We start from the raw sequence: 19,540 nt of genomic DNA, 5'->3' as shown, positions 1-19,540 counted from the left end.
CCCCGCTCATGCAGCAGCGACCCGGCATAGAGCCGCCCCCCGGCTGCCCCGCACACGCAAACCTCCCGCTCTACGGCCCCCACTTCGGCTCCGATCCCGACGGCCACTACGCCCATCTGCGGTCCCTCGGCCCGAGCGCGCCGGTGGACATCGCGCCGGGCGTGGAGGTGGAGCTGGTCACCAGTTACGACGCCGCGCTCTACATCCTCCAGAACCCCGCCTCGTTCGTCCGCGACTCGCGGCGCTGGAACGCGCTGAACGAGGGCCGCGTGCCCGAGGACAGCCCCGCGCTGCCGATGCTGGCGTACCGGCCCAACGCGCTGTTCAGCGACGGCGCGGCGCACGCCCGGCTGCGCCAGGCCGTCACCGACAGCCTGGCCAGCGTCAACGAGCTCCAGCTGGTGCGCCAGACCCAGGCCTCGGCCGACTACCTGATCAGCCGCTTCAGCTCGGAACGGATGGGCCAGGCGGAGCTGATGGCCGAGTACGCCCAGCCGCTGCCGCTGCTGGTCTTCAGCGAGCTGTTCGGCTGCCCGCCGGAGATCGGTGACCGGGTCGTCGCCGGCATCACCGGCATCTTCTCCGGCAGCAACGGCGCCGACCAGCTGCTGGCCGAGGCGCTGAGCGAGCTGATCGCGCAGAAGCGCCGCAACCCCGGCGAGGACCTGACGACGCGTCTGATGCAGCACTCGGCGCAGCTGACCGACGAGGAGGTGCTGCACCAGCTCGTCACCCTGCTCTCCGGGGGCACCACGCCGCTGTCCGCCGTGATCGGCACCGCCAGCGCGCTGATGCTCGGCGAGGAGTGGCAGTCGGGCCTGCCGGTCGAGGACGCCGTCACCCAGGTGCTCTGGAACTACGCGCCGATCGCCAACTACGCGGCCCACTACCCCACGCACGACGTGGAGTTGGGCAACCGGGTGATCAGGGCCAACGACCCGGTGCTGATCTCCTTCGCGGCGGCCAACACCGACCCGCGCCTGGCCGAGCACCGCGAACAGCTCAGTGCCAAGGCCCACTTGGCCTTCGGCGCGGGCCCGCACGCCTGTCCCGCCAAGGACCCGGCGTTCGTGATCGCGGTGACCGCCGTGGAGTCCCTGCTGAACCGGCTGCCGGACATCGAGACCCGGATGCCCTTCAAGGACCTGAGCTGGATTCCGGCCCCCTGGAGCCGCTCCCTGGTGGCACTGCCGGTGCGCTTCACCCCGCGCATCGTGGTGCCGACGGCGGCCCAGAAGGCGGAATCCCCGGTGACGTCCTCCGCTTCCCCGGTCGCGGCCACGCCCCGGCCCCCGGTGAACGGTGCGCCGAAGCCCAAAGCGGGCCTGTTCAGCCGCTTCCTGGCCTGGACCAGGGGCGAGTGACGAAGGCAACTCGCTCCGTGCATAGTCACCTTGTATGTGCGTAGGAAGCGGAGGGTATGCATGCGGGCTGATGTCTAGATCAGAAAGGGTCATTGTGGAGACACTCACCACGCCGCCCGCCGACAGACGCTTCGCCGTATCGCTCTTCTCCCGGCTGCGCACGGCCAAGGGCCAGTCCAACCCGTTTCCGGTCTACGCGGAACTCCGCTCCCGGGGTGCGGTCGCGCCCGCACCCTGGGGTGGTCACCTCGTGACCGGCTTCGACGTCTGCGACCAGGTCGTGCGCAGCCGGGACTGGCTGGAGCCGGACGCCCGCTGGCGTGAGCAGCAGGGCCACGGCACCCGCTGGACGGCGCCGTCCTCCCGGGAGATGAGCCGGACCCTGCCCGCGCTCAACCCGCCGGAGCACACCTGGGTGCGCCGCTCGGCCGGCATGTTCGACCGCGGCTCGCTCGACGAGATGCGGGGGATGACAGGGCGGTTCACCACCAGGCTGCTCGACAACCTGGCCGAGCGGCTGCACGACGGCGAGGCCGATTTCAACGCCCTGGTCGCCGAGGAGCTGCCGGTCGCCGTCATCGGACACTGGCTCGGACTGCCCACCGCCGACCACCCCCGGCTGCGCGAGCTGACCCACGACCAGGTGTTCACCCAGGAACTGCTGCCCTCCGCCAGCCAGCTGGCGCTGTCGGACGCGGCCACCGCCGAACTGCGCGCCTACTTCACCGATCTGGTCCGCGAACGCCGCGCCCGCCCCGGCGACGACCCCGTCTCCCGCTGGATATCGGTGTGGGACGGCATGGAGAGCGACCGCGACAAGGCAGACGAGGCCGTCTACTTCCTCTCCCTGTTCGTCCTGCTGGCCGCCCTGGAGACCACCACCACCCTGCTGTCCACCACCACCCTGCTGCTCCTGGAGCACGCCAGGCAGTGGGACCGGCTCACCGTCCAGCCCGACCTGGTGCCCGCCGCCGTCGAGGAGACGCTGCGCTACGACCCGCCCACCCATGTGATCAGCCGCGTCTCCTCGCGCGACTGCGAACTGGGCGGGGTGGAGATCCGCAAGGACGAGATGGTCCACCTGCTGATCGGCGCGGCCCACCGCGACCCGGCCAAGCACGAGGACCCGGAGCTGTTCAACCTGCACCGCAAGCCCGGCCACCTCGCCTTCAGCGGCGGCATCCACTACTGCCTCGGCGCGCCCCTGGCCCGACTCGAAGCCACGACCCTCCTCCACCAGCTGGTCACGCGCTTCCCCCGGCTCACCCTCGTCCGCAGGCCGGCCTGGGCCCCGCGCGTGGCCTTCAGGCGGCTGCTGAACCTGGACGTCACCCTCGCATGACCGACATGACCGACATACCCGCGACGGTCCATCCGACCGGCCCCCACCGCCCGTTCGCCTGCACGGCGATCCAGGCGGACCTCGACGGCCCCGTGCTGCGCGTCCGGCTCGGCGCCACACCGAGCGACACCACCCTCACGGTCGCCGCCCTCGACGACCTCCTCACCGTCCTCGACGGCCTCCACGAACGGCCGGACATCCGGGTCCTGCTGCTGACCGGGGCGGGCGCGGACTTCAGCCTGGGCGCCGAGCGCACCGAGTTCCAGTCGGCGCTGGCGCACGACCCCACCGGCACCGCCCTGCGCCGCATGAACGACAAGGCGCACCGCGTCTGCGAGGCCCTGGAGTCCACCCACGCGGTCACCGTCGCCCGGCTGCACGGCAGGGTGATCGGCGCGGGGCTCGCCCTCGCCGCGTACTGCGACCTGCGCGCGGGCGCCGACGACTGCCGGTTCCGGATGCCCGAGGTCGCCCTCGGACTGCCCCCCGCGTGGGGCGGCGCCATGGGCCGGCTGATCGCCGAGGCCGGTGCCGCCCGGATCCGCGAACTCATGCTCACCGGCGAGAACTTCGACGCGGCCGCCGCCCAGCGGATCGGCCTGCTGCACAAAGTCGCGTCCCCGGACTCCCTGGACGCGGCGGTCGACGCCTGGATCAGGCCGCTGCTGCGGCGCTCGCCCGAGGCGCTCGTCCTCACCAAGCGCATGCTGACCGGATACGCGCGGGCCGCCCGCACCTCCGAGGTGGGCCTGCTCGACGCCCATCTGCTCAGCGCCCATCTGGGCCTGGCCCGCGCCGGACAGCCGGCCCAGCCCCCCGTGCCGGTTCCCTCCCACCGCTGACCGGTCCGGCCCCGTCCTCGTTCCCCCACCGTGACGGGGCCGTTGATCATCCGTGCTTGTCCGTGCCGCGGCAGCACCCCCGCGGGGCCGTGCGCGACGTGCCCGGGACGCGTGGCATCATCGGCCGGGGCCGGGACCCCGGCCGGCAGACGCCGCAGCGCCACCGAGCCGCAAGGAGCACGATGAACCCCGCCGTCACCGCCCCCGCCGCGGTGGGCACCGCCCTCCTGGACGACTTCTCGCTGGAGATGACGGGCAAGGACGTGCCCGCGCTCCAGGAGGCGCGCGACAGCATCCCCCAAGGCACCCGGATCAACGTCACCTTCCTGGCCGGCGAGGACCACGCCGCCCGGCTCGCCGCGGCCCGCGCCGTACGGCGCTGCGGCTTCGTGCCCGTCCCCCACGTCTCGGCCCGCCGGCTGCCCTCCCGCGCCGCCCTGGAGGAGTTCCTCGCGGGCCTGGCCGCCGACGGCACCGCCGACAACGTCTTCGTGGTCGGCGGCGACCCCGCCCGCCCCGAGGGGCCGTACGAGGACGCCCTCGCCGTCATCCGCACCGGGCTGCTGGAGCGCTACGGCGTCCGGCACATCGGCATCAGCGGCTACCCGGAGGGCCACCCCGCGATAACCGGCCCCGCACTGTGGTCGGCGCTCACCGACAAGGCGGCGGCCATCGGCGCGGGGCCCTTCACCGGCGAGGTGATCACCCAGTTCGGCTTCGACGCACAGCCCGTGCTCGACTGGCTGGCGGACGTGCGCGCCCGGGGCGTCGACCTGCCGGTGCGCATCGGCGTACCCGGCCCGGCGGGCGTGCGCCGGCTGCTCGGCTACGCCACCCGCTTCGGCATCTCCACCAGCGCCTCCGTGGCCCGCAAGTACGGCTTCTCGCTCACCAACCTGATGGGCACCACCGGCCCGGACCGCTTCCTGCGGGCCCTGTCCGACGGTTACGACCCGACCCGCCACGGTACGGTCAAGGTGCACTTCTACACCTTCGGCGGCCTGCGGACCACGGCGGAATGGATCACGGACTTCCAGCGCCGGGCCCGTTAGGACCCGCGCGGGCGCCGGCCCACGCTCATGTCGGAATTCCGCCAGCGGCCGGCCCGCGCGCTCGCCATCCTGGAGACATGCAGACAGCCACGCACCTCGACCGGGAGCACTGCGTGCGCGCCGTGCAGTCCAAGGACGCCCGGTTCGACGGATGGTTCTACACGGCCGTGCTGACCACCGGCATCTACTGCCGGCCCAGCTGCCCCGTCGTCCCGCCCAAGCCCGAGAACATGACGTTCCACCCGAGCGCGGCCGCCTGCCAGCAGGCCGGGTTCCGGGCCTGCAAGCGGTGCCGCCCGGACACCAGCCCCGGCTCCCCGGAGTGGAACCTGCGCGCCGACCTGGTGGCGCGCGCCATGCGGCTGATCGCGGACGGCGTCGTGGACCGCGAGGGCGTGCCCGGCCTCGCCGCCAGGCTTGGATACAGCACCCGCCAGGTGGAGCGACAGCTCCTCGCCGAGCTGGGCGCGGGCCCCCTCGCACTGGCCCGCGCCCAGCGCGCCCAGACCGCGCGGCTGCTGATCGAGACCACCGTGCTGCCCATGGCGGAGATCGCCTTCGCGGCCGGGTTCTCCTCCATCCGCACCTTCAACGACACCGTCCGCGAGGTCTTCGCCCTCTCCCCGAGCGAGCTGCGGGACCGGGTCCCCGCTCGCCGGGCGCCCGGCGACGGCACCCCCGGCACCCTCTCCTTGCGCCTGCCGTTCCGCGCCCCGCTCAACCCGGCCAACCTCTTCGGCCACCTCGCCGCCACCGCCGTACCCGGCGTCGAGGAATGGCGCGACGGCGCCTACCGCCGCACCCTGCGGCTGCCGTACGGCCACGGGATCGTCGCCCTCACCCCCCGCCCCGACCACATCGCCTGCCGCCTCACCCTCAGCGACCTGCGCGACCTCCCCGTGGCGATCAGCCGCTGCCGCCGGCTGCTCGACCTGGACGCCGACCCGGTCGCCGTGGACGACCGGCTGCGCACCGACCCGCTGCTCGCCCCGTTGGTCGACGAGGGACCGGGCCGCCGGGTGCCGCGCACCGTGGACGAGGCCGAGTTCGCCGTCCGGGCCGTGCTCGGACAGCAGGTCTCCACGGCCGCCGCCCGCACCCACGCGGCCCGCCTGGTCACCTCCCACGGCAAGCCCCTGGACGACGCCGAGGGCGGCCTCACTCATCTCTTCCCGTCCCCGGAGGCGCTGGCCGCCGTCGACCCCGAGACCCTGGCGATGCCCCGCACCCGGCGCACCACCTTCACCACCCTCGTGCGTCAACTAGCTGACAGAAGCCTCCACTTGGGGGTGGAATCCGACTGGGCCGAGGCGCGCGCCCGGCTGCTCGCCCTGCCCGGCTTCGGGCCCTGGACGGTCGACGTCATCGCCATGCGCGCCCTCGGCGACCCCGACGCCTTCCTCCCCACCGACCTCGGCATCCGGCGCGCGGCCGGCGCGCTCGGCCTGCCGTCCACCCCCGCCGCGCTCACCGCCCGCGCCGAGGCCTGGCGCCCGTGGCGCGCGTACGCGGTGCAGTATCTGTGGGCGACCGACAGCCACCCCATCAACTTCCTGCCCGTGTAAGAAGGTTCCACCGTGACGTGTCACACCGTGATCGACAGCCCGTACGGCCCGCTCACCCTGGTCGCCGACGAGGACGACGACGCCCTGTGCGGTCTGTACATGACCGCGCAGCGGCACCGCCCGGCCGAGGAGAGCTTCGGCCCGCGCGACGACTCCCCGTCCTGCTTCGGCGCGACGCGGGAGCAGCTGACCGCCTACTTCTCCGGCGAGCTGCGGGAGTTCACCGTCCCGCTCGCACTGCGCGGCACCCCGTTCCAGCGCAGCGTCTGGGAGCAGCTGACCCGCATCCCCTACGGGCAGACCCGCAGTTACGGCCAGCTCGCCGACGCCCTCGGCAAGCCCGGCGCCTCCCGCGCGGTCGGCCTCGCCAACGGCCGCAACCCCGTCGGCATCATCGTGCCCTGCCACCGCGTCGTCGGCACCGACGGCAGTCTCACCGGCTACGGCGGCGGCCTGGAACGCAAGCGCCGGCTGCTGGACTTCGAGCGCGGCTCCGCTCTGTTCTGACCTTCCCCCGCCGGTCTACTCCTGCCGGGCCAGGTCGCCCAGCAGCCGCGGCAGCGCGGTCCCGATGGGTTCGCGGACCACCTCGTCGGCCCGGTCGTCGTACGGCGTCGGCTCCGCGTTGACGACGATCAGCCGGGCGCCGTGGTCCGCGGCGACCCCCGCGAGTCCGGCGGCGGGCTGCACCTGGAGGCTGGAGCCGACCGCGATGAACAGCTGACAGGCCTTGGTGACGGCGACCGCCTGGCCCAGCACCATGGGGTCGAGGCGCTCGCCGAACATCACGGTGGCGGACTTCAGGATGCCGCCGCACTCCAGGCACCGCGGATCGTCCTCGCCGGCCTCCACCCGGGCGAGGGCGTCCGCCATCGGGCCCCGCGCATGGCATCGGGTACAGACGAACTCGCGCGCCGTGCCGTGCAGTTCCAGCACCTTGCGGGCGGGCAGCCCGGCCGCCTGGTGCAGCCCGTCCACGTTCTGGGTGATCACGCGCACCGGCACGCCGGACCGCTCCAGCTCCACGACGGCCCGGTGGGCGGCGTTGGGTTCGGCCCGCAGCGCCTGGTTGTCGCGCCGCATCTGCCAGGACCGGCGCCGGATCTCCGGATCGCCCATGTAGTACTCGTACGTGACCAGCTTCTCCGCCTCCGGATCCCGCCGCCACAGCCCGGCCGGCCCCCGGTAGTCGGGGATGCCGGAGTCGGTGGAGATACCTGCGCCACTGAGAATGGCCACGAGAGGCTTGCCCATGGGGCCGAGGGTAGATCGCCGGGCACGCCGGGGCGAACGGATATCGGGGCGGCGGCCCTAGGCGGCGCGGTAACCGTTCTCCAGCTCCGCCGGGCCCGAGCCGTCGGCGAGGACGTCGAGGGCGGCCAGGACGCGGCGGCCGAGCGCGCCGGGCAGATGGGCGGGCAGCTCCTCGCGCGGCACCAGCCGCCAGGACAGCAGCTCCTCCTCCTGCAACCGGATCGACTTCAGCTCGTCCTCCGTGAGGACCCCGCCGTCGTACACGTACGCCACCAGCGGCGGCCGTTGCGCGCCGGGCACCCAGTCCACGGCCAGCAGCCGCCCGAGCGGCCGGTCCAGGCCGATCTCCTCCAGCGTCTCCCGGCGCGCGCCCTGACGGGGCGTCTCCCCGTCGTCCGACTCGACCGTGCCGCCCGGAAGTCCCCAGCCCGCACGGTAGTTGGGCTCGACCAGCAGCACCCGCCCCTCGGCGTCCCGGAAGAGCGCGGCGGCCCCGGCGAGCACCCGGGGCAGACCGGCGATGTACGCGGCGTAGTCGGCAGTCGTGGTCGTCATGGGGGAAGGGTAACCAGTGGCGGGCTCTGTGAACCGGCCGTCGCCAGGCGCACGGTGCGTTCGGCCAGCGCACTGATCCGCGCCCCGTCGAAACCGAAGACCGCGCTGCGGACCGTGTCTTCGAGGGGGTCCCTCCACCGGCCCGGCAGGGCGGCGGCCCCGGTGCGCACCCCGGCCACCGAGCCCGCCGTCGCCCCGTTGGAGTCGGTGTCCAGACCGCCGCGCACGGTGAGCGCGAGGGTGCGGGTGAAGTCGTCGTCGCCGTACAGCAGCCCGGCGGTGAGCACGGCCGCGTTCGGCACGGTGTGGATCCAGCCCCCGGCGCTCTCCCCGGTCGCGGTGGCGACGGTGTCCGCCCACGCGAGACCGGTCTCGTGCAGCGACATGACGCGCCGCACCGTACGGGCGAGACGGCTGCTCCCCGGGATCACGCCGAGCGCGGTGTCCAGTGCGGCCCGCACGGTCGGCGCGGTGAACGCGGCCGCGATCAGCGCCGCAGCCCACATGGCGCCGTAGACCCCGTTGCCGGTGTGGGACAGCACGGCGTCACGGCGGGCCAGACCGGCGGCGCGGACGGGATCGCCGGGGCAGGTCCAGCCGAAGACGTCGGCGCGGATGAGGGCGCCGATCCACTCCTGGTACGGGTTGTCGTAGGTCGCCGTCAGCGGCGGCCGCAGCCCGGTCGCGAGATTGCGGTACGCCGCCCGCTCCGCCGTGAAGGTCTGGAGGTAGGGGAGCCGCAGCAGCCACAGCTCGCCGACGTCCTCGGTGCTGAAGCCGAAGCCGCGCGTCTCCAGCAGGTGCAGTCCGAGGATGGTGTAGTCCACGTCGTCGTCGCGGCAGCTGCCGTGGATCCGGCCGCGCACGCAGGCGCGCCACTCCGGGCGCAGGGCGGCGGCGTCGGCCTCGTCGGCGGGCTCGGGCAGGTAGTCGGTGAGCGGCAGCGCGCCGGCCCGGCGCAGATATCCGTCGATGCGCTCGCGGGTCCACACCTCGCCCTGTTCGACCGGTTTGCCGAGCATGTTGCCCGCGATCCGGCCGAGCCAGCCGCCGTGGATCCGGTCGGCGAGCCCGGCGGGTGCGGGGTGATCGCGGCTCATGGCTGGCGTCTACCCGTTTTTCCCGGCCCTGTTCGGCCCGTGGGCAGGGGCATGACGGCGGGGGCCCGGCGAGGTTAAGGTCGCAGCGGCGCGACTGGCCCCGACGTGCGCGGGGCCCGGAGAGCAAGGGGATGGCAAGTGGCGGACGCTGCAGTGGACGGGACCCGGCGGGTCCTCGTCGCCGCTGACAAGTTCAAGGGCTCGCTGACGGCCGTGCAGGTCGCCGAGCGGGTGACGGCCGGGCTGCGCCGGGTCGTGCCGGATCTGCCGGTGGAGGCGCTGCCGGTGGCCGACGGCGGCGACGGCACCGTGGCCGCGGCGGTCGCGGCCGGTTTCGAACGCCGTGAGGTGCGGGTCGCCGGGCCGCTGGGCGCGGAGGTGACGGCCGCGTTCGCGCTGCGCGACGGCACCGCGGTGGTGGAGATGGCCGAGGCGAGCGGCCTGCAACGGCTGCCGGCCGGTGTCCTCGCGCCGCTGACCGCCTCCACGTACGGCTCCGGTGAGCTGCTTCGGGCCGCGCTGGACGCGGGCGCGCGGACGATCGTGTTCGGCGTCGGCGGCAGCGCCACCACCGACGGCGGCGCCGGGATGCTCGCGGCACTGGGAGCGCGGTTCCTGGACGGGAACGGCGCGCCGGTGCCGCCCGGGGGCGGCGGCCTCGCCGGTCTCGCCCGCGCCGACCTGTCCGGGCTCGACCCCCGGCTGTCCGCGGTGGAGCTGGTGCTGGCCAGCGACGTCGACAATCCGCTGACCGGGCCGAAGGGCGCACCCGCGGTGTACGGCCCGCAGAAGGGGGCCACCCCGGCACAGGTGCGGGCCCTGGACGCGGCCCTCGGGCACTACGCCAAGGTGCTGGAGGCCGAGGTCGGGGCGCGGGCGGCAGAGTACGCGGCGGCGCCGGGCGCGGGGGCCGCGGGTGGTGTCGGGTACGGCGCGCTGCTGCTCGGCGCGCGGTTCCGGCCGGGGATCGAGGTCATGCTGGACGTCCTCGGCTTCGCGCCGGCGCTGGAGCGGGCGTCGCTGGTGATCACCGGCGAGGGGTCGCTGGACGAGCAGACCCTGCACGGCAAGGCCCCCGCCGGGGTGGCGGCGGCAGCGCGGGCCGCCGGCAAGGAGGTCGTGGCGGTGTGCGGCCGGCTCGCCCTGTCCGAGCCGCTGCTGCGGGGGGCCGGGATCGGCCGGGCCTACCCCCTGACGTCCGTCGAGCCGGACGTCGCCCGGTGCGTCGCGGACGCGGGCCCGATCCTGGAACGCGTCGCCTCCGACATCGCCGAGGACTTCCTGCGCTGACCGCCCGAGGGCTGCGCCGCCGGGCGCCCGGCACGCGGAAAGGGCCCCGAACCCAGCCAACCCTGGGTTCGGGGCCCTCGGTCACGACGCCGTCACGGCAACTGCGCGGCGCGCGCCTCCCGCCGGTTGTCGCGGAAGTTGTTCACCCGGCGCGCCGTGGCGAACAGCGGGATCACCGCGCCCATGACCAGCTGGAGCGCGCAGCCCGTCTGGAGCAGCAGCTGCCCGGACGGGGCGTCGAAGGCCCAGGCGGCCAGCAGCCCCATCGACAGCACGATCCAGGACAGCATCGCCCCGGCGAGGCGGCCCCGCGGCTTCGGGTACTCCACCCGGCTCACCATCAGCCACGCGGTGCCCACGATCGCCAGCAGCGTCGCCACGAAGGGCAGCTCCAGCAGGACGATCGAGACGACCGTCAGCGCGCCGAACGGCGAGGGCATGCCCTGGAACATGCCGTCCTTCAATGTCACGCACGAGAAGCGCGCGAGCCGCAGCACCACGGCCAGCAGCACCACGATCGCCCCGAGCGCCGCCACCCGCTGGTGCGCGTCGTCCGCGACCATGCCGTAGACGAGCACGAAGTACGCGGGCGCCAGCCCGAAGCTGATCAGGTCGGAGAGGTTGTCCAGCTCCGCGCCCATGGGGGAGGAGCGCAGCTTGCGCGCCACCAGTCCGTCGAAGAGGTCGAACACCGCCGCGCAGAGCATCAGGATGACCGCCGTGGCCGCGCTGTGGCGGGCCATGCCGGACTCCTGGCCTCCGGTGAGGTGCGGGATGAGGATGCCGGTGGTGGTGAAGTACACCGCCATGAACCCGCACGTGGCGTTGCCGAGCGTGAGGGTGTCCGCTATCGACAGGCGGAGCGAGAGCGGCATCTCCTCCTCTTCGTCCACCTCGTCGGCCTCGGGCACCCAGTTCGCCTGGGTCTCCGGATCAATCACGGTCAATGCGAGTCACCCCAGCCACGGTCTTCTGTCCGACCTCGACCGCGACCTCCACGCCCTCGGGCAGGTAGAGGTCGACACGCGAGCCGAAGCGGATCAGACCGATTCGGTCGCCCTGCTCGACCTTCGTGCCCTCGGGGATGTAGGGCACGATGCGGCGGGCCACCGCGCCGGCGATCTGGATCATCTCGATGTCGCCGAGTTCGGTGTCGAAGTGCCAGACTACGCGCTCGTTGTTCTCGCTCTCCTTGTTGAACGCCGGAACGAAGCCGCCGGGGATGTGCTCGACCGACGTCACCGTGCCCGCGAGCGGCGCGCGATTGACATGAACATTGAGCGGGCTCATGAAGATGGCGACGCGGGTGCGGCCGTCCTTCCACGGCATGATGCTCTGCACCACGCCGTCGGCGGGGGAGATGACCCGGCCCTGGGCGATCTCGCGCTCGGGGTCGCGGAAGAACCACAGCATGCCCGCCGCGAGCGCGGTGGCGGGTACGGCGACGGCCCGGGCGGCGCCGGAGCGGCGGGCGCGGGCCAGGCTGAGGGCTGCGGTGGCGACGGTCGGAAGAAGCCACGGCGATGCTCCGCGCGCGAGGCGTACGCCGGCCCGGCTGTCGCGAGATGCAGAGGTTTGGCTGTGGGGCATGGATGACCTTCGTAGCGGATGATGCCGCGCAAGACGGGGGACGGCGGCTTTTCCGGGATCGTACCGGTCGCGGGCCACAACTCGGCAAGCCAGGAAGCCGAGTCGGCGGCCGAAGAGCGGTGGAACAACGTCTACGGGGTGTGATCTTCCCCTCGAAGAAAACACCCCGTACCCGGACAATCAGCCCTGGAATCGATACTCTTCGAGCAACCTGCGGCCGATGATCATTTTCTGGATCTCGGCGGTTCCTTCACCGATGAGCAGCATCGGCGCCTCTCGGTACAGGCGCTCGATCTCGTACTCCTTGGAGAAGCCGTAGCCGCCGTGGATCCGGAAGGCGTCCTCGACGACCTCCTTGCAGTACTCGGAGGCGAGGTACTTCGCCATCCCGGCCTCCAGGTCGTTACGCTGCCCGGAGTCCTTTTTGCGTGCCGCGTTGACCATCATCGCATGGGCGGCCTCCACCTTGGTCGCCATCTCGGCCAGCTTGAACTGGATGGCCTGGTGCTGTGCGATCGGCTTGCCGAAGGTGTGCCGCTGCTGGGCGTAGCTCACGCCCAGCTCGAAGGCGCGCTGGGCGACGCCGCAGCCGCGGGCCGCGACATTGACCCGGCCGACCTCCACGCCGTCCATCATTTGGTAAAAACCCCGGCCGGTGACGCCGCCGAGCACCCGATCGGCCGGTACCCGCAGCCCGTCCATGATCAGCTCGGTGGTGTCGACGCCCTTGTAGCCCATCTTCTCGATCTTGCCGGGGATGGTCAGGCCCGGGCGCACCTCGCCGAAGCCCGGCTCCTTCTCCACCAGGAAGGTCGTCATGGACTTGTGCGGGGCCGTGCCCTCCGGGTGGCCCTCGTCGCTGCGCACCAGTACGGCCACGAGGGACGAGGTGCCGCCGTTGGTGAGCCACATCTTCTGGCCGGTCAGGACGTACTCGTCGCCGTCCCTGACCGCCTTGGAGCTGATCGCCGACACGTCGGAGCCCAGCGCCGGCTCCGACATCGAGAAGGCGCCCCGGATGTCACCGGCCGCCATCCGCGGCAGGAAGTGGTCCTTCTGCTCCTGCGTACCGTGCTGCTTGAGCATGTACGCGACGATGAAGTGGGTGTTGATGATGCCGGACACCGACATCCAGCCGCGGGCGATCTCCTCCACGCACAGCGCGTAGGTGAGCAGCGACTCGCCCAGGCCCCCGTACTCCTCGGGGATCATCAGACCGAACAGGCCCAGTTCCTTGAGGCCGTCCACGATCTGCTGGGGGTACTCGTCGCGGTGCTCCAGCTCCGTGGCGACCGGGATGATCTCCTTGCCGACAAAGTCACGGACCGTGGAGACGATCTCCTGCTGGACGTCGGTCAGACCGGCGGTCTGGGCGAGACGGGCCATGTCCTACTTCTCCTGCTGCTCGAGTTCAGGGCGGCCCGGCTGCTCGCCGCCGCGCTCCTTGATGTACGTCTCGGTGGGCACCATGACCTTGCGGCGGAAGACGCACACCAGGGTGCCGTCCTGCTTGTAGCCCTTGGTCTCGACGTAGACGATGCCGCGGTCGTCCTTCGACTTCGACGGCCACTTGTCCAGCACGGTCGTCTCGCCGTAGATCGTGTCGCCGTGGAAGGTCGGCGCCACGTGCCTGAGCGACTCGATCTCCAGGTTGGCGATCGCCTTGCCGGAGACGTCCGGCACGGACATGCCGAGCAGCAGCGAGTAGACGTAGTTCCCGACGACGACGTTCTTGCCGAAGTCCGTCGTGCGCTCCGCGTAGTTCGTGTCCATGTGGAGCGGGTGGTGGTTCATGGTGAGGAGGCAGAACAGGTGGTCGTCGTACTCCGTGACCGTCTTTCCCGGCCAGTGCTTGTACGTCGCCCCGACCTCGAACTCCTCGTAGGTGCGTCCGAACTGCATGGCGCTCAGCCCTCCGGGATCTCGAACTTGGACGTGCGCCGCATGCCGGCGGCGCGTCCCTTGCCGGAGATGACCAGGGCCATCTTGCGGCTGGCCTCGTCGATCATCTCGTCGCCGAGCATCGCGGAGCCCTTCTTGCCGCCCGCCTCGGACGTGTAGTAGTCGTACGCGTCCAGGATCAGCTCGGCGTGGTCGTAGTCCTCCTGGGAGGGCGAGAACACCTCGTTGGCGGCGTCGACCTGGCCCGGGTGCAGCACCCACTTGCCGTCGAAGCCGAGGGCGGCGGCGCGGCCGGCGACCTCGCGGAAGCCGTCGACGTTGCGGATCTGGAGGTAGGGGCCGTCGATCGCCTGGAGGTCGTTGGCGCGGGCGGCCATCAGGATCTTCATCAGGATGTAGTGGTAGGCGTCGGCCGGGTAGCCGGGCGGCTGCTCGCCCACGACGAGGGACTTCATGTTGATGGAGGCCATGAAGTCGGCGGGGCCGAAGATGATGGTCTCGACGCGCGGGGAGGCCTGCGCGATCGCGTTGACGTTGTTCAGGCCCTGCGCGTTCTCGATCTGCGCCTCGATGCCGATCCGGCCGACCTCGAAGCCCATCGTCTTCTCGATCTGGGTCAGCAGCAGGTCCAGCGCCACGATCTGCTCGGCGTTCTGCACCTTCGGCAGCATGATGCAGTCGAGGTTCGGCCCGGCGCCCTCGACCACCGTGACGACGTCGCGGTACGTCCACTCGGTCGTCCAGTCGTTGACGCGGACCACCCGCGTCTTGCCCGTCCAGTCGCCCTCGTTGAGGAACTTGACGATGGTGTGCCGCGCCTCGGGCTTGGCGAGCGGGGCGCACGCGTCCTCCAGGTCCAGGAAGACCTGGTCCGCGGGGAGGCCCTGCGCCTTCTCCAGGAAGCGCGGGTTCGAGCCGGGAACGGCCAGGCACGAACGCCGCGGGCGAAGGCGGTTCACGGGGGTGGTCATGCGGGGACCTCCAGGGGGTCGAGCTTGTTCGCGGTGCGGATCTCGTCGACGATGCGGCCGATGATCCCGGTGATGTCGAAGTCCTTCGGGGTGAAGACGGCGGCCACTCCGGCTTCCTTCAGCTGCTCGGCGTCACCGTTCGGGATGATGCCACCTGCGATCACCGGAATATCTGTGGCACCGGCCACACGCAGGCGCCGCAGCACGTCCGGGACCAGCTGGGCGTGCGAGCCGGACAGGATCGACAGGCCGACCGCGTGCACGTCCTCCGCGAGGGCCGCGTCCACGATCTGTTCGGGGGTGAGCCGGATGCCCTGGTACACCACCTCGAAGCCGGCGTCGCGGGCGCGGACGGCGATCTGCTCGGCGCCGTTGGAGTGCCCGTCCAGGCCCGGCTTGCCGACCAGGAAGCGCAGCTTGCCGACGCCCAGGTCGCGGGCGGTGGCGTCCACCTTGGCGCGGACCTCGGCGAGCGCCGAGCCGGCCTCCACGGGGACGGCCACCGGCGCGGAGGAGACCCCGGTGGGAGCCCGGTACTCGCCGAACACCTCCCGCAGCGCCCCCGCCCACTCGCCGGTGGTCACCCCGGCGCGGGCGCACTCCAGGGTGGCCTCCATCAGGTTCTCGGTGCCGCGGGCCGCCTCCTTCAGCCGCTCCAGCGCCTTGCAGGGGCGCGGATGGTTGAAGGGCGGCTGGTAGCGGGTGTCCCGCCAGTGCCGCAGCGAGTCGACGACGCGGGCCTCGACCGCCGGGTCCACCGTCTGGATCGCGGTGTCCAGATCGGCCGTGAGCGGGTTGGGCTCGGTGCCCTCGAAGGCGTTGACGCCGACGATCTTCTCCTCGCCGGACTCGATCCGGGCCCGCCGCTCGGCGTGCGAGGCGACCAGCTGCGACTTCAGGTAGCCGGACTCGACGGCGGCCATCGCGCCGCCCATCTCCTGGATCCGGTCCATCTCCGCGAGGGCGTCGGCGACCAGCTGGTCCACCTTGGCCTCGATCACCTTCGAGCCCTCGAAGATGTCCTCGTACTCCAGCAGGTCGCTCTCGTAGGCGAGCACCTGCTGGATGCGCAGCGACCACTGCTGGTCCCAGGGGCGGGGCAGGCCCAGCGCCTCGTTCCAGGCCGGGAGCTGGACGGCCCGCGCGCGGGCGTCCTTGGACAGGGTCACCGCCAGCATCTCCAGGACGATCCGCTGGACGTTGTTCTCCGGCTGCGCCTCGGTCAGCCCCAGGGAGTTGACCTGGACGCCGTAGCGGAACCGGCGCTGCTTCGGGTTCTCGATGCCGTAGCGCTCGCGGGTGACCTTGTCCCAGATGCGGCCGAACGCCCGCATCTTGCACATCTCCTCGACGAAGCGCACGCCCGCGTTCACGAAGAAGGAGATCCGGGCGACCACGTCGCCCATGCGCTCCCGCGGCACCTGGCCGCCGTCGCGCACGGCGTCCAGCACGGCGATCGCGGTGGACATCGCGTACGCGATCTCCTGCACCGGCGTGGCCCCGGCCTCCTGCAGGTGGTAGCTGCAGATGTTGATCGGGTTCCACTTCGGGATGTGGGAGACCGTGTACGCGATCATGTCCGTCGTCAGACGGAGCGAGGGTCCCGGCGGGAAGACATGGGTGCCGCGGGACAGGTACTCCTTGACGATGTCGTTCTGGGTCGTGCCCTGGAGCTTGGTGATGTCCGCGCCCTGCTCCTCGGCGACGACCTGGTAGAGCGCCAGCAGCCACATGGCGGTGGCGTTGATCGTCATCGAGGTGTTCATCTGCTCCAGGGGGATGTCCTGGAACAGCCGGCGCATGTCACCGAGGTGCGAGACCGGCACGCCGACCCGGCCCACCTCGCCGCGGGCGAGGATGTGGTCGGGGTCGTAGCCGGTCTGCGTCGGCAGGTCGAACGCCACCGACAGGCCGGTCTGGCCCTTGGCGAGGTTGCGCCGGTACAGCTCGTTGGACGCCTCGGCCGTGGAGTGACCGGCGTAGGTCCGCATGAGCCACGGACGGTCCTTTTCCCTCCGGGTGTCCGAAGGCTGACGCTCTGTCATCTATGGCTCTCAGACGTTGCGGAAGCGGTTGATGGCGTCGATGTGCTTGGCGCGCATCTCCTCGTCGCGCACGCCGAGGCCTTCCTCGGGGGCGAGGCAGAGCACGCCGACCTTGCCCTGGTGCAGATTGCGGTGGACGTCGTAGGCGGCCTGGCCGGTGTCCTCCAGGGAGTACACCTTCGACAGGGTCGGGTGGATCCTGCCCTTCGCGATGAGCCGGTTGGCCTCCCATGCCTCGCGGTAGTTGGCGAAGTGGGAGCCGATGATCCGCTTCAGCGACATCCACAGGTAGCGGTTGTCGTACTCGTGCATGTAGCCCGACGTCGAGGCGCAGGTGGTGATGGTGCCGCCCTTGCGGGTGACGAAGACCGAGGCGCCGAAGGTCTCCCGGCCCGGGTGCTCGAAGACGATGTCGATGTCCTCGCCGCCGGTGAGCTCGCGGATGCGCTTGCCGAAGCGCTTCCACTCCTTGGGGTCCTGGGTCTGCTCGTCCTTCCAGAACTTGTAGCCCTCGGCGTTGCGGTCGATGATCGACTCGGCGCCCATCGACCGGCAGATGTCCGCCTTCTGCTCGCTGGAGACGACGCAGATCGGGTTGGCGCCGCCGGCGAGGGCGAACTGGGTGGCGTAGGAGCCGAGTCCGCCGCTCGCGCCCCAGATCAGGACGTTGTCGCCCTGCTTCATGCCGGCGCCGTTGCGGGAGACCAGCTGCCGGTAGGCGGTGGAGTTCACCAGGCCCGGGGCCGCCGCCTCCTCCCACGACAGGTGCGCGGGCTTCGGCATCAGCTGGTTGGACTTGACGAGCGCGATCTCGGCGAGGCCGCCGAAGTTGGTCTCGAAGCCCCAGATGCGCTGCTCGGGGTCGAGCATCGTGTCGTTGTGCCCGTCGGAGGACTCCAGCTCCACCGAGAGGCAGTGGGCGACGACCTCGTCGCCGGCCTTCCAGGCGTTGACGCCGGGGCCGGTGCGCAGGACGACGCCCGCGAGGTCGGAGCCGATGATGTGGTACGGCAGGTCGTGGCGCTTGGCCAGCTCGTTGGTGCGGCCGTAGCGCTCCAGGAACCCGAACGTGGACAGCGGCTCGAAGATCGAGGTCCACACGGAGTTGTAGTTGACCGAGGAGGCCATGACGGCCACCAGGGCCTCGCCCGGCCCGAGTTCGGGCACGGGGACGTCGTCCAGGTGGATCGACTTGCGCGGGTCCTTGTCGCGGGTCTCAAGGCCCGCGAACATCTCCGTCTCGTCCTTGTGGACGGTGATCGCCCGGTACGACTCGGGGAGCGGCAGGGCGGCGAAGTCCGCGGACGTCGCGTCCTTCGACTGGATCGCGTCCAGGATGTCCTTCACGGTCACGGTGTTGCCTCCGGCGGTGAGCGCCCTGAGGGAGGGGCGCTTGAGGGATCGTCGGTGCTGTGCTGCTGAGGGTTTTCGGGGTGCCGTCGGTTCGGCGGGATGGTGCTTCGGCAGCGCTTTGTGGCGCGGGAGGTTGCCTGTGACGCAGGCGTCCGGGCGCGCGGGCCGAGGGCCCGCTGGGACAGCCGAAGAGCGATCGGTCCTCGCTCGCCGGCCGCCCGGACACCTTCAACGTATGACACCGCGTGACAGGTGACAAGGCACTGAGTGCCAGAACTTCCTCTCAGATGAAATCTTTACGTAACAAATGAGCGATGATCGATCGAACGGCCTCGGAAATCCGCCGGAAAAGGTGCTCTGACATGCCAAAACGGCCACCCCGAAGGGTGGCCGTCATCACAGCGGGGGAGCGGGCTCAGCGCTCCTTCAGCGCCTCCTCGATGGTGCGCATGACCTCGTCCAGCGGGGCGTCGGTGCGGGCGACGGTGACCAGCACCTCGCCGTGCGCCGAGACGGCCGCCGGGGCGCTCGCGGCCGGCCGGGCGGTCGTGCCGCGCCCCGCGCCGATGCCGGTGCCGAAGGTCCGGCGGACGATCGCGAAGGCGTGGTCCAGCTGCGCCTCCACATCGCCCCGGCCGTCCGCCCGCAGCCAGCGCCGCAGCACGTGGTTGTGGGCGGTGACGACCGCGGAGGCGGCGACCTCGGCCAGCAGCGGGTCGTCGTTGGCGTCGTCGGCGTGCGCGCGCTCGTCGAAGTGGCCGAGCAGGTAGCGGGTGAACAGGCGCTCGTAGCGGGCCACCGAGGCGATCTCGGCCTCGCGCAGGGTGGGCACCTCGCGGGTCAGCCGGTAGCGGGCCACCGAGATCTCCGGCTGCGCCGCGTACATCCGCATGACTTCCTTGATGCCACGGCACACCGTGTCGAGCGGGTGCTCGTGCGCCGGGGCGGCGTTGAGCACCGCCTCGGCGCGGACCAGGGTGTCGTCGTGGTCCGGGAAGATCGCCTCTTCCTTGGAGCGGAAGTGGCGGAAGAAGGTGCGGCGGGCGACGCCTGCCGCCGCCGCGATCTCGTCGACGGTGGTGGCCTCGTACCCCTTGGTCGCGAACAGCTCCATCGCTGCGGCCGCCAGTTCCCGGCGCATCTTGAGCCGCTGGGCGGCGGCGCGGCTGCCTGCGGCACTCTCCGGCGCATCGGGCGTAGCTGGTGTACGTGAGGACTTGGCGGGCTGGGACATGACCCGAACGTACTGCATGGACCCGGTGCGGTGCGCCGCGGTCCCGTATCCCACCTGCGGTCCCGGCGGACCGGGCGGGCA

The 19,540-nt window shown here is 71.7% G+C and carries 19 protein-coding genes; 8 read left to right on the top strand and 11 right to left on the bottom strand.

Annotation, left to right across the window (positions count from 1 at the left end):
- Positions 1–8 precede the first annotated feature (8 nt).
- The 6 genes from HZZ00_RS25800 (at position 9) to HZZ00_RS25775 (ending at position 6,672) form a co-directional block, all read left to right on the top strand.
- Positions 9–1,364, top strand: coding sequence for a cytochrome P450 (locus HZZ00_RS25800; protein WP_180328693.1), 1,356 nt, complete (start codon positions 9–11; stop codon positions 1,362–1,364).
- A 70-nt stretch (positions 1,365–1,434) separates the two neighbouring features.
- Positions 1,435–2,706: a cytochrome P450 gene (locus HZZ00_RS25795; protein ID WP_180328692.1), complete on the top strand. Its 1,272-nt coding sequence runs from the start codon at positions 1,435–1,437 to the stop codon at positions 2,704–2,706.
- Between the two features lie 5 nt (positions 2,707–2,711).
- Positions 2,712–3,548 (top strand): enoyl-CoA hydratase/isomerase family protein, encoded by an 837-nt coding sequence (locus tag HZZ00_RS25790; protein WP_257585329.1) that lies wholly within the window; start codon positions 2,712–2,714, stop codon positions 3,546–3,548.
- 182 nt (positions 3,549–3,730) lie between these two features.
- The gene (locus tag HZZ00_RS25785; protein ID WP_180328690.1) at positions 3,731–4,600 is read left to right on the top strand and encodes a methylenetetrahydrofolate reductase; all 870 of its coding nucleotides are present in this window, start codon (positions 3,731–3,733) and stop codon (positions 4,598–4,600) included.
- Between the two features lie 77 nt (positions 4,601–4,677).
- On the top strand, positions 4,678–6,165 hold the full coding sequence (locus tag HZZ00_RS25780) for an AlkA N-terminal domain-containing protein (protein WP_180328689.1): 1,488 nt from the start codon (positions 4,678–4,680) through the stop codon (positions 6,163–6,165).
- Between the two features lie 12 nt (positions 6,166–6,177).
- Positions 6,178–6,672, top strand: a complete 495-nt coding sequence (locus HZZ00_RS25775) for a methylated-DNA--[protein]-cysteine S-methyltransferase (RefSeq protein WP_180328688.1) — start codon at positions 6,178–6,180, stop codon at positions 6,670–6,672.
- Between the two features lie 15 nt (positions 6,673–6,687).
- Here HZZ00_RS25775 and HZZ00_RS25770 read toward each other — a convergent pair whose 3' ends face one another.
- From HZZ00_RS25770 to HZZ00_RS25760, 3 genes are read right to left on the bottom strand one after another with little or no spacing between them, the layout of a single operon-like run.
- Positions 6,688–7,419, bottom strand: a complete 732-nt coding sequence (locus HZZ00_RS25770) for a Sir2 family NAD-dependent protein deacetylase (RefSeq protein WP_180328687.1) — start codon at positions 7,417–7,419, stop codon at positions 6,688–6,690.
- A gap of 57 nt (positions 7,420–7,476) precedes the next feature.
- Positions 7,477–7,974 (bottom strand): NUDIX hydrolase, encoded by a 498-nt coding sequence (locus HZZ00_RS25765; RefSeq protein WP_180328686.1) that lies wholly within the window; start codon positions 7,972–7,974, stop codon positions 7,477–7,479.
- Positions 7,971–9,074 (bottom strand): ADP-ribosylglycohydrolase family protein, encoded by a 1,104-nt coding sequence (locus HZZ00_RS25760; protein ID WP_180328685.1) that lies wholly within the window; start codon positions 9,072–9,074, stop codon positions 7,971–7,973. The genes HZZ00_RS25765 and HZZ00_RS25760 overlap by 4 nt, the downstream gene beginning before the upstream one ends.
- Positions 9,075–9,227: 153 nt before the next feature.
- On the opposite strand from HZZ00_RS25760, the gene HZZ00_RS25755 reads away from it, so the two are divergent.
- On the top strand, positions 9,228–10,364 hold the full coding sequence (locus HZZ00_RS25755) for a glycerate kinase (protein ID WP_180333703.1): 1,137 nt from the start codon (positions 9,228–9,230) through the stop codon (positions 10,362–10,364).
- A 92-nt stretch (positions 10,365–10,456) separates the two neighbouring features.
- Here HZZ00_RS25755 and pssA read toward each other — a convergent pair whose 3' ends face one another.
- Both pssA and HZZ00_RS25745 read right to left on the bottom strand, forming a co-directional pair.
- On the bottom strand, positions 10,457–11,275 hold the full coding sequence (gene pssA / locus HZZ00_RS25750) for a CDP-diacylglycerol--serine O-phosphatidyltransferase (RefSeq protein WP_146466266.1): 819 nt from the start codon (positions 11,273–11,275) through the stop codon (positions 10,457–10,459).
- A gap of 22 nt (positions 11,276–11,297) precedes the next feature.
- Positions 11,298–11,954, bottom strand: a complete 657-nt coding sequence (locus HZZ00_RS25745; RefSeq protein WP_071828612.1) for a phosphatidylserine decarboxylase — start codon at positions 11,952–11,954, stop codon at positions 11,298–11,300.
- Positions 11,955–11,972: 18 nt separating this feature from the next.
- Here HZZ00_RS25745 and HZZ00_RS38800 point away from each other — a divergent pair, with 18 nt between their 5' ends.
- Entirely contained in the window at positions 11,973–12,098 is a 126-nt protein-coding gene (locus HZZ00_RS38800) for a hypothetical protein (protein ID WP_257585326.1), read from the top strand.
- Between the two features lie 36 nt (positions 12,099–12,134).
- Here HZZ00_RS38800 and HZZ00_RS25740 read toward each other — a convergent pair whose 3' ends face one another.
- The 6 genes from HZZ00_RS25740 to HZZ00_RS25715 all read right to left on the bottom strand — a co-directional run bounded on the left by HZZ00_RS25740 (position 12,135) and on the right by HZZ00_RS25715 (position 19,459).
- On the bottom strand, positions 12,135–13,340 hold the full coding sequence (locus tag HZZ00_RS25740; protein ID WP_180328684.1) for an acyl-CoA dehydrogenase family protein: 1,206 nt from the start codon (positions 13,338–13,340) through the stop codon (positions 12,135–12,137).
- Between the two features lie 3 nt (positions 13,341–13,343).
- On the bottom strand, positions 13,344–13,856 hold the full coding sequence (locus HZZ00_RS25735) for a MaoC family dehydratase (RefSeq protein ID WP_180328683.1): 513 nt from the start codon (positions 13,854–13,856) through the stop codon (positions 13,344–13,346).
- Positions 13,857–13,861: 5 nt separating this feature from the next.
- Positions 13,862–14,827 carry a CoA ester lyase gene (locus tag HZZ00_RS25730; protein WP_180328682.1) on the bottom strand — a complete coding sequence of 322 codons (966 nt, stop codon included), beginning with the start codon at positions 14,825–14,827 and terminating at the stop codon, positions 13,862–13,864.
- Positions 14,824–16,872 carry a protein meaA gene (locus HZZ00_RS25725; RefSeq protein ID WP_180328681.1) on the bottom strand — a complete coding sequence of 683 codons (2,049 nt, stop codon included), beginning with the start codon at positions 16,870–16,872 and terminating at the stop codon, positions 14,824–14,826. Before HZZ00_RS25725 ends, HZZ00_RS25730 begins: the two co-directional genes overlap by 4 nt.
- Before the next feature lie 9 nt (positions 16,873–16,881).
- Complete coding sequence (ccrA, locus tag HZZ00_RS25720; protein ID WP_180333702.1) at positions 16,882–18,219, bottom strand: crotonyl-CoA carboxylase/reductase; 1,338 nt, start codon at positions 18,217–18,219, stop codon at positions 16,882–16,884.
- Between the two features lie 421 nt (positions 18,220–18,640).
- Positions 18,641–19,459, bottom strand: a complete 819-nt coding sequence (locus tag HZZ00_RS25715; protein WP_180328680.1) for a TetR family transcriptional regulator — start codon at positions 19,457–19,459, stop codon at positions 18,641–18,643.
- Positions 19,460–19,540: the final 81 nt, after the last annotated feature.

Source organism: Streptomyces sp. NEAU-sy36 (assembly GCF_013423905.1).
Taxonomy (GTDB): domain Bacteria; phylum Actinomycetota; class Actinomycetes; order Streptomycetales; family Streptomycetaceae; genus Streptomyces; species Streptomyces misionensis.
This window is presented reverse-complemented; position numbering and strand designations above follow the sequence as displayed.

Excerpts from the sequence above, each read along its gene's own strand:
- HZZ00_RS25785 (WP_180328690.1), top strand. The coding sequence starts at position 3,731 with ATGAACCCCGCCGTCACCGCCCCCGCCGCGGTGGGCACCGCCCTCCTG.
- HZZ00_RS25780 (WP_180328689.1), top strand. The coding sequence starts at position 4,678 with ATGCAGACAGCCACGCACCTCGACCGGGAGCACTGCGTGCGCGCCGTG.
- HZZ00_RS25725 (WP_180328681.1), bottom strand. The coding sequence starts at position 16,872 with ATGACAGAGCGTCAGCCTTCGGACACCCGGAGGGAAAAGGACCGTCCG.
- HZZ00_RS25730 (WP_180328682.1), bottom strand. The coding sequence starts at position 14,827 with ATGACCACCCCCGTGAACCGCCTTCGCCCGCGGCGTTCGTGCCTGGCC.
- HZZ00_RS25715 (WP_180328680.1), bottom strand. The coding sequence starts at position 19,459 with ATGTCCCAGCCCGCCAAGTCCTCACGTACACCAGCTACGCCCGATGCG.
- HZZ00_RS25770 (WP_180328687.1), bottom strand. The coding sequence starts at position 7,419 with ATGGGCAAGCCTCTCGTGGCCATTCTCAGTGGCGCAGGTATCTCCACC.
- HZZ00_RS25800 (WP_180328693.1), top strand. The coding sequence starts at position 9 with ATGCAGCAGCGACCCGGCATAGAGCCGCCCCCCGGCTGCCCCGCACAC.
- HZZ00_RS25760 (WP_180328685.1), bottom strand. The coding sequence starts at position 9,074 with ATGAGCCGCGATCACCCCGCACCCGCCGGGCTCGCCGACCGGATCCAC.
- HZZ00_RS25740 (WP_180328684.1), bottom strand. The coding sequence starts at position 13,340 with ATGGCCCGTCTCGCCCAGACCGCCGGTCTGACCGACGTCCAGCAGGAG.
- HZZ00_RS25735 (WP_180328683.1), bottom strand. The coding sequence starts at position 13,856 with ATGCAGTTCGGACGCACCTACGAGGAGTTCGAGGTCGGGGCGACGTAC.
- HZZ00_RS25790 (WP_257585329.1), top strand. The coding sequence starts at position 2,712 with ATGACCGACATACCCGCGACGGTCCATCCGACCGGCCCCCACCGCCCG.
- HZZ00_RS25795 (WP_180328692.1), top strand. The coding sequence starts at position 1,435 with ATGTCTAGATCAGAAAGGGTCATTGTGGAGACACTCACCACGCCGCCC.
- HZZ00_RS38800 (WP_257585326.1), top strand. The coding sequence starts at position 11,973 with ATGATGCCGCGCAAGACGGGGGACGGCGGCTTTTCCGGGATCGTACCG.
- HZZ00_RS25745 (WP_071828612.1), bottom strand. The coding sequence starts at position 11,954 with ATGCCCCACAGCCAAACCTCTGCATCTCGCGACAGCCGGGCCGGCGTA.
- HZZ00_RS25765 (WP_180328686.1), bottom strand. The coding sequence starts at position 7,974 with ATGACGACCACGACTGCCGACTACGCCGCGTACATCGCCGGTCTGCCC.